Origin of the sequence: Actinosynnema pretiosum, from assembly GCF_024171695.1 — a bacterium.
Classification (GTDB): Bacteria; Actinomycetota; Actinomycetes; order Mycobacteriales; family Pseudonocardiaceae; genus Actinosynnema; species Actinosynnema pretiosum.
Map to the genome: position 1 here is coordinate 87765 of NZ_JAMTCF010000017.1, position 11449 is coordinate 99213.

Consider the following 11449-nt stretch of genomic DNA (forward strand, 5'->3'; position numbering starts at 1 on the left):
CGTCGACCTCGCGCCCGGCCGTCGGGCGGAGCGAAGCGGGAGCCCGGCGGGCCGGAGTGCGTGGGGCGGCGCAACGGAGGGTCGGACCAGCCAGCGCGCCGCCGTAGGCGGCGCGCCTTGATCCCATACAGCGCAATTCTTCAACGCACCACGCCACCACGGCGCGGACGCGCACCAGGGGTTAACGGCTGGGCAACGTCGCCCTGAACGCGGCCAACTCGTCTTCCAGTGGACGCGCCCCAGGATCGCCCGCCATCACGTGGTGCAGGCGTTCGGTCAGCTCATCGGCCAGCATGGACAGGTGGGTCACGGACTTGCGCTCTGCGGAGAACGCCTGCCGTGCCCACAACGCGGCGCCCTCCACGTCACCCGACTCCAGCGCGGCGACCGCCAACGTCAACCGGGCCTCACTGGCACGCATCGGGCTCCGCTCGCTGCCATCCGGCTTCCTGGACAGCCTCAGCACCTCGTGCGCGTGCTCGGACGCCCTGCCGTGCTCACCGACCAGGCGGTAGCAGTCCATCGCGTAGAAGTCCCACTTCGCCGGGTCGATCACAAAGTGGTTCTCCGGACGGCTCGGGTTCTCGTGCTCGCCTAGCAACCGGTGACCCTCGTCAAGGATCCTCGACACCTCGGCTTTGTTGCCCATCCGCGCCTGGGCCTTGGCGGCCTGGGCGGCCAGCTGCACCACCACCGACGAGTTCGGCGCGGCCTTGCTCCCGGCCTCGGTGTACTCCGACACCGACCGGTAGCGGTCCTGGGTGAGCGCGAACCAGGCACTCATCTCGAACGACCACGCCACGATCTCGCCGTGACCCGACTCCCTCCCCAACTGGGAAGCCGCGATCCGGGCGCTCTCCGCATGGCGCGGCAACCCGAGGTCGTAGTCAACGCACCCGATCAGCAGGGTGAGCCACCCCGCGATCACCATGAGGTCGCGGTGCTCGCGGAGCGTGCTGGGGCCGCTCAACAGCCTGCCGACGTACTCCAGCTGCGCTTGGGCGTCACGGCGCAGGTCTTCCGCGTTCCGCCACGCGTACTCGCAGCACAGCTCCTCGGTGATGGCCGTGAGCTGGTCGATCGTCTCTCCGCCGACATCCGTCCTGTGGATCTGACGCATGATGTCGCTGATTGCCCAAGGGGTCTTGTCCGTCGCGTTCACCGGCGCTCCACTACCGTTCGACGTGGACATCAGGTGAGCTGCGACCAGCGCACCGTCTGCCCGTACGAGCTGGTCAAGGCGGGCAATGGTGCTCTCGTCAGGCGTGAACCTGTTCCCCTCCGCGCGGCTGACCTGGCTCTGGCTCCACGCGGCTGCTCTCGCTAGGTCGGCCTGGCTGAACCCCGCTGCCAGGCGGAGCCTGCGCAACGCTTCACCGAAGGTCTCCACCTGCACTCCCACCCATGCTTATGCGCATGTCATGCGCACATCGTGCATCCCGTCGTCCAACTCCACCCTAACGCCGATAGTCCTGGTGACGGGTCGTTTGACCTGGCACGTCACGGCTCAGGATGAGGAGGCGGGGATGGATGTGGTGGTGCACCCCAGGTTCGGGGACGGCGCGCGGGTCGACAAGGACGGCGCTGGACGCCCGCGACTCGTTTTAGACCTCGGCACCGGCGAAGTGATCTTCGAGCTCAACGGAGAGCCGGGATGCGTCGAGCTGGCCGCGCTGTTCGCCGACCGCGTCGCCGATCAAGCGCTGCTGTTCGCCGCTCGCTGCCGTGACCTGCTCGACCAGAGCCAGACGACGCACTGAGGACTTCGGGGAGGCTGCTGTGGAGGTGGACGGCATAGGTGGTGCCGCTGAAGGCACGTGGGAGGACGTCCGGGTGCGGATGGATCGCCTGGGCGCCAAGGTCGATGGGCTGACTAGTCGGCTGTCCGACGTGGAAGCTCGTCTGCGCGATCAAGGCGTTCCTCCACAGCGGCGAGGCGGTCCGCGATCTGGTCCACGGCGCGCTCAAGGCGGTGCAGGGTCGTGAGGACGTCGGCGGCTGCCGGGGGCGCTTCCTCGGCGGACGGGGTGCGGAGCACGAACACGCCCTTGCCCTGCCGGGAGATCACCAGCCCCTCGGTGGTGAGCACCTTGATGGCCTCGCGCACGGTCATCACCGCGATCCCCGCGCGCTTGGCCAGCTCGCCCATCGTGGGGAGCTGGTCCCCCGGCTTGTAGTCCCCGGCCGCGATCGCGCGGCGCAGGTCGTCGGCCAGCCGCAGGTAGGCGGGGCGGCTGTCTGCGGCCTCGGTGCTCATGAGGGCAACTCTATCGACAGATACAGGTGATATGTAGATCACCTGATCGGGCTAACGTTCTCAGGAGACTCATACAGGTCATACAGCTAATATGGATGTGTAGCCCCCAGGTTCGGGGCAGAGGTCAACTAGCGGATGAGGTATCCAAGATGGCTATTGCACCTGGTCACAGGTTTCCGATCACCTTCGACGAGCTGTTCCCGCAGGGCTTCTTCGTGCTGAAGGTCGAGCGGGCCAAGGAGTTCGCGGAGGGCAAGGCACCGCGTGACGCGGTCGACAAGCTCTCCGGCCTGCCGGTCTGGACCGTGCAGGGGACCGACCCCTCAGCGCGCGGCAAGAACACCGGCATGGTCGTGAAGATCGCTTCGGAGTACCAGCCGGTACCGCCCGAGGTGCTGCCCGGAACGCCGTTCCGTCCGGCCGTGTTCGTCGGGCTGAAGGTCTCGCCCTATGTCCGTGACGGCTGGGTCAACTACACGGTCTGGGCTGACGAGATGGTCTCGCCGCAGGACGCCGCGAGGTCGCGCAGGTCCCCGAGCAAGTCGGACTCGACGGCGGGCGCGCCGCCTGCTGCCGCCTAGGGGATGGTGATCATGAGTGGTGCACGTGGACCCGAGCGGGCGCGCAGGGACGACTGGGAAGCCGTGACGCTGGCGACCACCTTGAAGCAGGTCCAGCAAGCCCTGTGGCGGGTCACCCCGGTTCCGGACGCGAGCGAGAAGGCACTTCGCGCGTTCTACACCCGCGCTGCGGCTGAGTACCGGCGCGTGGCGCGAACCGATCCCGACCACCGGCACGAGGCGCTAGCCCACGCGCAGGTGGAGACGAACCACCTCGAACGGCTGACGGAAAAGCCGGTCAGCGGTCGTGACCTGCTCGCCCAGGACGAGGGGGAGTAACAGCCGGACCGACCGGTGCTGTGCACGCGCGTGGGGCTCGTCCCCGTCGTGCTGATGGCGCGCGCCCTGATCACAACTGAACACGTTCTCCGCCGGTGGTGTGGGTCGCGGGGAGGCAGACCAAGTCTTGGCGGGCCAGGCTGCTTCCCTGCGACTCACATGACCGGTTTCTCCTGCACTTGTTGCCGCACAAGGGATTCCAGTCATGCAGAGGGTATCCGTCCGTGGGGGCACCGCGTCAAGCGAACGCGCTGCCCTGTTCGTGTGCAAGTCCCCGCTGAGCGGGGGTGGGTTCTGATGGCGCGCTGGGTCGACCCCGCTCCGTTCGAGGGCGTCCGGCCTCGGGTGCCGTGGTGGATGTTGGTGCCGGGCAAGCTCAAGGTGATCGCCTTCGTGGCCGCCCTCGGGTGGCTCGTGCCGGTCGTCCTCGTGCGCCTGGCGCTCGTGGTGCTGCGCTACCCGGTGGCCGTGCTGGTGCCGGTCGCGGTGGTCTGGTGCTCGTCGTCCTACGGGCTGCCGCCGCTGGTCCTGGGCGTGCTCGCACTGGCTGCGGCCCTGGTCATCTGGTTCGGCCTCGACCGGGCCTCGTTCCTGCGGCTGGTGTGGTTCCGGCTGGTCACCGAGTGGCGGCGGGCCACCGTCTACGCCCCGCGCTGGCGCACCACCATGCGGCTGGCTGAGCTGGCCAAGGAGAGCCGGGGGCGCGAGTACCTGCCCCGGCTGCGGCGGGTGCGCTCGGAGGGCTGGCGGGACCGGGTGCGGGTCCGGATGGTCCCCGCGCAGTCCTCCGACGCCTGGGAGCTGCGCCGTGACGGCCTGGCGCACTCGTTCAACTCCCGGTCGTGCCGGGTCCGGGTGCTCAAGCCGCGCACGATCGAACTCGACTTCGTGCACTCCGACCCGCTCGCCCGGCCGGTTCCGGTCCCGGCGCTGGCTCAGGACGCTGACGCGGTGGACCTCAAGCGGGTCGTGGTCGGCCGCACCGAGACCGGTCGTCCGTGGCGGATTCGCTTGCAGGGCAACCAGATCCTCGGCGTCGGTGTGCCCGGCGCGGGTAAGGGATCGCTCCTCTGGTCGTTGGTGTGGAACCTCGCCCCGGCAGTGCGCGGCGGCCTGGTGCGCCTGTACGGCATCGACCCCAAGGGCGGGATGGAACTGGGGCAGTGCCCCGACGCCTTCACCCGCCTGGTGTTCGACAACGGCCGCGAGGCTGTCGAGCTGCTGGAGGAACTGGCGGCGGAGGTCAAGGAGCGCGCCGCTCGGTACCGGGGCGTCCGGCGGCTGTGGGCCCGGTCCAGCGATGAGCCGTTCACGGTCCTGGTGGTCGACGAGCTGGCGGACCTGATCGCCTACCAGGCTGACAAGGGCCTGCGGGAACGGGCGCTGCGCGCCTTGCAGACCGTCACCTCTCAGGGCCGCGCCCCTGGTTACGCCGTCGTCGGCCTGGTGCAGGACCCGCGCAAGGAGGTCGTGGCCTTCCGGCACCTGTTCGGCACACGGGTTGCGCTGCGCCTGGACGAGGCGGTCCAGGTGGACATGGTCCTAGGCGATGGTGCCCGGCAACGCGGTGCGGCTGCCCATGAGATCAGCGAGAGCACGCCGGGCGTGGCCTGGGTGAAGACGGACGGCAAGGGACAGCCGGAGCGCGCCCGCGCCTTCCACGTCACCGACGCCGACCTTGTCGAGCTGGCGCTCTACCTGACCGCCACCGATGCCACCGTGCACAACTTCCCCGCCCGTCCCGGCGACACGACCGGAGGTGCTGCGGCATGAGCGAGTCCACCAACCCCGTCGTCCCGGCCGTGCCCCTCGACGTGGCGGGCATGACCTCGGCCGAACGCGCCCGGATGCCGCTGTTCCTGGACGTGGTCAAGGCGGCGGCCGAACAGCACGGCGTGTGCACCCGTCCCATCCTGCGCGAGGTGGTCGACCTCGACTCCGGGGAAGTGCGCATCGTCGGCGTCCGCTGCAACTCCACGCAGGCGTCCAAGTGCGCGGCCTGCGCCGACCGCAACCGCCGCTCCCGCATGGCCCAGTGCCGCGAGGGCTGGCACCTCGACGCTGAGCCTGTGGCGGAGCGCCACGCCCCGAACGACGATCAGGTGGGACTGGTGACCTACCGGGCCGACCTCACCGCCGAGTACCGGCGGGCTGCCGCCGAGGGCGACCACGACCAGGTTGAGGACCTGCGCGAGGGCATCCGGGAAGCCGATGCCGACCTGCGCGCGGAGGGCGTCCGCGGGAACCTTCCCAGCGTCGAACGCGACCCCCGACCGGCGCCCGCGCGTTCCACCCGGCGACGCCAGGACACGCCGAACCTGCCCCGCCGGAAGGTCTCCAAGCACACCGTGGGGCGGGAGTTCGCGGGCAAGTACCGGCCCTCGACCTTCATCACCCTGACCCTGGACACCTACGGCCCGGTCACCTCCGAAGGTGCCCCGGCCGACCCCGGCGCGTACGACTACCGGCGGGCCGCTCGGGACGCGGTCCACTTCGCCTCCCTGGTCGACCGCTGGTGGCAGAACCTCCGGCGGGTCGTCGGGTTCGACGCCCAGTACTTCGGCACGGTCGAACCGCAGCGCCGCATCACCCCGCACGCGCACTTCGCCGTGCGCGGCTCGATCCCGCACAAGGTCGTCCGCCAGGTGACCGCCGCGACTTACCTCCAGGTCTGGTGGCCCGACCACGATCAGGTGCGGTACGCGGGCGACCGGCTCCCGGTCTGGGACACCCGCCAGGCGGGTTTCGTGGACCCCGAAACCGAGCGCCTGCTGACCCCGTGGGCCGACGCGGTGGCCGATCTGGATGAACCGGCCCACGTTGCCCGGTTCGGCCCGCAGGTGCACTCCAAGGGCATCCTCGGCGGCACCGAGGAATCCGGGCGGCACATCGGCTACCTGACCAAGTACCTCACCAAGTCGATCACCGAAGTGGTGGACGCGGACACCACGCCGCGCCTGGCCGACCACGCCGACCGCCTGGCGGCCGAACTCGCCCTCACCCCGTGCTCGGAGCGCTGCGCGGTCTGGCTGCTCTACGGGGTCCAGCCCAAGGGCGTCTCCTCCCGCACCACCCCCGGCCACTGCAAGGGCAAGGCCCACCGCCGCGACACCCTCGGCCTGCCCGGTCGCCGGGTGCTGGTCTCGCGCCGCTGGTCCGGCAAGACCCTGTCCGAGCACAAGGCGGACCGGGCCGCGTTCGTCCGGGAAGCCTTGGCCGCCGCTGGCATCGCCAAGCCCGACGACACCACCGCCCGGCTCCAGTGGGGGCCGGTCCAGCCGGGGGACCCGCACGCCCCGTCACGGGCCGAACTGCTCATGCACATGATCGCCCAGCGGTTGGCTTGGCAAGCCGAGTACCAGCGGGCGCAAGCGGTCCTCACGCACCTGCCACCTCCACGGCCCGGTGTTTCAGCAACTTCGCCGGTAGCGGCCTGAACAGGGGGAATGGCATGAGTGCGATGCGTGAGATAGATCCGCTGTGGACGGTGGAGGACGTCGCCGCGTACCTCCGGGTGCCGGTGAAGACGCTCTACCAGTGGAAGTGGCGCGGTGAGGGGCCGCCCGTCCGGAAGATCGGGAAGCACCTGCGGTACGTGCCTGATCAGGTGCGCGCGTGGGTTGACGGCCCGTCCGGTCGAGCGGCTTAGGGGGGCGGCCGTGGGACACGTCGAAGATCGCTGGTGGAAGACCGTTACCGACCCGGAGACGGGCAAGGACAAGCGGGTCAAGACGGCCCTGTACGGACGGGGGTTGCGGTACCGGGTCCGCTACCACGATCTGGAGGAGAGGGAACGGGGCAAGAGCTTCCCGGACCGCGCCAAGAAGGCGGCGGAGGACTTCCTTCTCAAGGTCGAGTCGACCAAGCAGAGCGGCGACTACCGTGACCCGGAGGCCGGTCGCGTCACGCTGAGGGCCTACGGCGACGAGTGGTTTCGCGGCATGGCCTTCTCCGGCGGGACGCGGAACTCCGTGCGGAGTCGGCTGGACAGCTTGATCTATCCCAAGCTGGGCGAAGTCCAGTTGGGGGCGCTGCTGCCCCGGCACATCCGCGACTGGTTGGGGTGGCTGACCTCGAAGAAGATCGCCAACAGCACGCGCGCCGTGTGCTTCGTCCACCTCTCCGCGATCCTGGACGCTGCGGTGGACGACAAGCGGATCACCTCGAACCCGTGCCGGGTCAAGAGCGTTCCCCGGCCGCAACCGGACAAGCGGAAGATCGTCCCGTGGACGCCGGAGAAGGTCGCAGCGGTGGAGGTCGAGCTGCCGGAGCGCTACCGGCTCACGGTCGCCCTGGCGGCTGGTTGCGGGCTCAGGCAGGGGGAGGTGTTCGGGCTCTCCGACGCGGACATCGACCGTGGGGCGAACTCGCTCAACATCGTTCGGCAAGTGACGGTGGTCGACAACCGGCTCGTGTTCGCGCCTCCGAAAGGTGGGAAAGAGCGCTCGTTGCCGCTGGCGGGGTCAGTGCTGCGGGAGATCGACGCGCACGCGGAGAAGTTTCAGCCGGTCGTGGTCACGCTGCCGTGGAAGGAACCGGACGGCCCGCCTGAGACTGCCCGTCTGATCTTGAGCACGGAGACGGGCGGGGCGCTGTACCGGTCCGACTTCAACCGGCTGCACTGGCGGCCTGCCCTCGACCGGGCGGGAATGGGGCGGACCAAGCGTCAGGACGGGATGCACGCGCTGCGGCACTTCTTCGCCTCGGTCCTGCTCGACGGTGGGGAGTCGATCAAAGCGCTTGCGGAGTGGCTGGGACACGCCGATCCCGCCTTCACGATGCGCGTCTACACGCACCTGCTTCCCTCCAGCAATGACCGGACCCGGCGGGCGGTGGACAGGGCCATGCGGGCGGTGAGGGGTGAGACAGGCCCTGACGGCCTGGACACGGCCTAGAACCGGGGAGAGCTGGCTTGAGGCTGGTCAGCGGGATGTCTCCCTGAAGGTGAAGTACAAGGAGACGGCTCGGGGCGGGTTGGCCGTGAACGTCATCGAGTGCTGAGCGGCTGTCCCGAAGCTGTCCCGAAGTGACGTGGCCCGCGCACCGATCCGGTGCGCGGGCCACGTCGTCGTTCAGCTCCCGACGTCAGGTGCCAGGCGTCAGGCGTTCGGCGTCAGGCGTTCGGCAGAGCCGCCTCGACCGCGCGCACGACCGCCTCGTCCTCCGGTTCGGTCCGGGGGCGGAAGCGGGCCAGGACCTCGCCGTCGGGGGACAGCAGGAACTTCTCGAAGTTCCACTGCACGTCGCCCGCCGCGCCGTCCGCGTCCGCGCTCTCCACCAGGGCCTCGTACACCGGGTGCCGGTTCGCGCCGTTGACCTCGACCTTCTCGAACATCGGGAACGTCACGCCGTACGTCGCCGAGCAGAACGTGGCGATCTCCTCCGCCGTGCCCGGCTCCTGGCCGCCGAACTGGTTGCACGGGAAGCCCACCACGGAGAAGCCCTGCGGGGCGTACTTCGCGTGCAGCCGCTCCAGCGCCGAGTACTGCGGGGTCAGCCCGCACTTGGAGGCGACGTTGACCACCAGCAGCGCCTTGCCCCGCAGCGAACCGAGGCTGCTCGGCTCGCCCGTCAGGGTGTTCACCGCGATGTCGTGGATGCTCATGGCGCACAGGCTACGGGTGCGTGATCGGGGCGTTCGGGTGACGCGGCGGGCTCGGGGTTTCCCTTGCGTTTCACGGATGTGAAGGACTGTTGACAAGGCAAACCCGCGCTCCCTACGGTCAGAGGCGCGGGCCCGGCCCGCCACAGACCCCCGGCGGGGGCCACGACTTCGGCGGCGGTGTCGTGGGTCCCGCCGGGCCTTTTCGTCTCAGGCTCAGTCCTTGTCGAACGAGAAGACGGACTTGGTCACCGAGCCCATCACGCACGGGTTCGAGTACTCGCCGGAGAACGAGCGCGTCTGACCGCGCCACACGCCCAGCACGGACACCTTGATCGGGTTGTACTCCATCGTGCAGACCTGGTTCGAGTCGCGCATCCGACCGACGTGGCCGTTCACCTCGGCCAGGGCCAGGCACGCCTGCCAGGCTCTCTGGTGCGTGCCGCTGGGCGGGTCGCAGCGCAGGAGCGCCTGGTCGTGGGTCCCGCCGGAGTCGACCTTGGTGAGGACCAGGACGGTGGGTTGGTAGAGGGGGAGGATGCCTGGGCCCTGGGCGGGGGCGGCTGCGGCCTGGGCCGGGAGGGCGAGCACGGGCGCCAGGGCGGCGGCGGCCACCAGGAGTGGAATAGGTGTCATGGGATTCACATTGCGCGGTGATGCTCCGGCACTCCAGCCTGCTCACCGCATCGTGTGACCCGGGTGGGTTGATTGGTTGAGGTTGGCGCGTCAATAGCTGTCTTGTGGGGGGTATTGTTTGAGTACGGCCTGGTGAGCTGTGGTGTTCGTGGTTGACGTGCGGTCGGGGTGGATGACGGGTGCGGACGCTGCGGCCCAGCTCGGGGTGACCCCGGAGCGGGTGCGCGAGATCGCCGTTGCCGGACGCCTGGAGGGCTTGCGGTTGGGGCCGCGCAGCACGTTGGTCAGCGCGGAATCCGTGGCGCGCAGGGTGGCCGGGGCGCTTGGGGCCGGTCGGCCGCTGTCGGCTCGGGGGGACTGGAGCGTGCTGCTGCTCGCTTCCGGGATCACCCCGCCGTGGACCGTGCCCAGTCGGTACCGGAGGTTTGCGCGGCGACAGCTCCGGGAGTGGTCGAAGCTCGTGGCACGGCGGAGTCGGTTGGGATTCGCCCAACCCCAACGCGGTGCTGCGCGTTGTGCTGCCGTTGCCCTGGGGGGAGTTGTTCGTGGACGGTGTGGTGCCGAAGGCTGTTGCGGCGGCGGATCTGCTCGACCTCGGGGATGAGCGGTCGCGCTGGGCGGCTGGGCTTGGTTCAGAAGGGGCGCGGCGTGCAAGGGGGAAGAGCTGAAGGCGAGAGCTGAAGAGACAAGGGCGAAGAGCTGAAGAGCTCGCCTCGCCGGCGGGGCAGGCCTCCAAAAACGAGGGGGACGGGCTCTGCCGGCCGGTGACCGTTGGTCTTGTGGTGCGGTTTACGGCGAAGGACTGCGGTGGTTGGGGTCCCTCGTCTCCGTTTGGCCTCCTTTCAGGCAAGCACAGGCGTCAAGACGCCGTTTGACCAGGCAGTCTGCCGCGCAGTGCGGCGGCGTCTTGACACCTGTGCTCGGGCTTCGCCAGGCCAAACGGAGACGAGGGACGCGGGAACGGGGAGCTGCGGGCTCGCTGCGCTCGCCCCGCAGCCCGCGAGTGCGTGGCCGTCCTGTGAGTGGTCTGCCGGTGTTCAGAGAGTTACCACCCGGCCCGTCCGCGCCGACTCGAACGCCGCCTCCACGACCGCCAACCCCGCGATCGCGTCCTCCACCGGCACCGGGGCCTCGCCCCTCGCCACGGCCGCGTAGAACTCCTGGTACGCCCCCGGCTCCAGGTCCACCGGCTCGCCGCCCAAGGTCGCCGTGCCCGTGTCGTGGCCCCAGCCCGGACCGCCCGGCAGCTCGCCCGCCCGCAGGGCCGCCTCCTGCGGGTCCATGCCGTGCTTCACGAACGACGAGCGCGACCCCAGCACCCGGAACCTCGGGCCCTGGTCGTTCGCCAGTGCCGACGTCCACAGGTGGGACACCTCGCCGCCCTCGTGGGTCAGGGCCAGGAAAGCGTCGTCGTGGGCGCCGGCCTCCGGGCGCAGGGCGCGCACCTCCGCGTACACCGCCCTCGGCCTGCCGAAGAGGGCCAGCGCCTGGTCCACCAGGTGCGTGCCCAGGTCGTACACGATGCTCCCCAGCGCCTCCGGGTCCGCCGTCTCCTTCCAGCCCGGCTTCACCTCCGGCCTCCAGCGCTCGAACCTCGACTCGAAGCGGTGGACCTGGCCCAGGGAGCCGTTGCGCACCAAGGACGTCACCGTTCGGAAGTCGCCGTCCCAGCGGCGGTTGTGGAACGGGGCCAGCAGCAGGCCCCGTGACGTCGCCAGGTCGGCCAGGGACCTGGCCTCCGCCGCCGTCGCCGCGAAGGGCTTGTCCACCACCACGTTCAGGCCGTGCTCCAGGGCCGTCCTGGCGTGCGGCGCGTGCAACCGGTTCGGGGTGGTCACCACCACCAGGTCGAAGTCCGCCGCCCGCGACCACAGCTCGTCCGCCGAACCCAGCACCTCCACGCCGGGGTACCGCGATGCCACCTCACCCGTTCGGGAGGTGACGACGGCTGACAGGGTCAGATCATCGGCGGTAGACAGGAACGGTGCGTGGAAAGCGGTTCCGCCTAGGCCGAAACCGAGCAGTGCGGTGCGCATTCCGCCGAGCGTAGAACAC

12 protein-coding genes are annotated in these 11449 nt (G+C 69.9%); 7 read left to right on the forward strand and 5 right to left on the reverse strand.

Annotation, left to right across the window (positions count from 1 at the left end):
* Positions 1-181 precede the first annotated feature (181 nt).
* The gene (locus LV78_RS30025) at positions 182-1402 is read right to left on the reverse strand and encodes a helix-turn-helix domain-containing protein (protein ID WP_504923067.1); all 1221 of its coding nucleotides are present in this window, start codon (positions 1400-1402) and stop codon (positions 182-184) included.
* Positions 1403-1526: 124 nt separating this feature from the next.
* On the opposite strand from LV78_RS30025, the gene LV78_RS30035 reads away from it, so the two are divergent.
* Complete coding sequence (locus LV78_RS30035) at positions 1527-1760, forward strand: hypothetical protein (protein WP_015805041.1); 234 nt, start codon at positions 1527-1529, stop codon at positions 1758-1760.
* Between the two features lie 113 nt (positions 1761-1873).
* On the opposite strand, the gene LV78_RS30040 is transcribed toward LV78_RS30035, so the two are convergent.
* A complete protein-coding gene (locus LV78_RS30040) occupies positions 1874-2257 on the reverse strand; it encodes a GntR family transcriptional regulator (RefSeq protein WP_253849274.1) in 384 nt (127 codons plus the stop codon).
* A gap of 149 nt (positions 2258-2406) precedes the next feature.
* Between LV78_RS30040 and LV78_RS30045 the strand changes: the two genes are divergently transcribed.
* The 6 genes from LV78_RS30045 to LV78_RS30070 all read left to right on the forward strand — a co-directional run bounded on the left by LV78_RS30045 (position 2407) and on the right by LV78_RS30070 (position 8051).
* Positions 2407-2838: a hypothetical protein gene (locus LV78_RS30045; RefSeq protein WP_253849276.1), complete on the forward strand. Its 432-nt coding sequence runs from the start codon at positions 2407-2409 to the stop codon at positions 2836-2838.
* A 12-nt stretch (positions 2839-2850) separates the two neighbouring features.
* The gene (locus tag LV78_RS30050) at positions 2851-3156 is read left to right on the forward strand and encodes an AMED_5909 family protein (protein WP_015805044.1); all 306 of its coding nucleotides are present in this window, start codon (positions 2851-2853) and stop codon (positions 3154-3156) included.
* Between the two features lie 297 nt (positions 3157-3453).
* Positions 3454-4929 (forward strand): FtsK/SpoIIIE domain-containing protein, encoded by a 1476-nt coding sequence (locus LV78_RS30055; protein WP_253849278.1) that lies wholly within the window; start codon positions 3454-3456, stop codon positions 4927-4929.
* Positions 4926-6593, forward strand: a complete 1668-nt coding sequence (locus LV78_RS30060) for a replication initiator (RefSeq protein ID WP_253849279.1) — start codon at positions 4926-4928, stop codon at positions 6591-6593. Before LV78_RS30055 ends, LV78_RS30060 begins: the two co-directional genes overlap by 4 nt.
* A 23-nt stretch (positions 6594-6616) precedes the next feature.
* On the forward strand, positions 6617-6805 hold the full coding sequence (locus tag LV78_RS30065) for a helix-turn-helix domain-containing protein (protein ID WP_253849281.1): 189 nt from the start codon (positions 6617-6619) through the stop codon (positions 6803-6805).
* 10 nt (positions 6806-6815) lie between these two features.
* The gene (locus LV78_RS30070; protein WP_253849283.1) at positions 6816-8051 is read left to right on the forward strand and encodes a tyrosine-type recombinase/integrase; all 1236 of its coding nucleotides are present in this window, start codon (positions 6816-6818) and stop codon (positions 8049-8051) included.
* Between the two features lie 218 nt (positions 8052-8269).
* Here LV78_RS30070 and LV78_RS30075 read toward each other — a convergent pair whose 3' ends face one another.
* From LV78_RS30075 to LV78_RS30085, 3 genes are all read right to left on the reverse strand, one after another.
* The gene (locus LV78_RS30075) at positions 8270-8761 is read right to left on the reverse strand and encodes a glutathione peroxidase (protein ID WP_015804933.1); all 492 of its coding nucleotides are present in this window, start codon (positions 8759-8761) and stop codon (positions 8270-8272) included.
* Between the two features lie 213 nt (positions 8762-8974).
* A complete protein-coding gene (locus LV78_RS30080; protein ID WP_253849285.1) occupies positions 8975-9394 on the reverse strand; it encodes a subtilase-type protease inhibitor in 420 nt (139 codons plus the stop codon).
* A 1037-nt stretch (positions 9395-10431) separates the two neighbouring features.
* The gene (locus LV78_RS30085; RefSeq protein WP_253849287.1) at positions 10432-11430 is read right to left on the reverse strand and encodes a Gfo/Idh/MocA family oxidoreductase; all 999 of its coding nucleotides are present in this window, start codon (positions 11428-11430) and stop codon (positions 10432-10434) included.
* Positions 11431-11449: the final 19 nt, after the last annotated feature.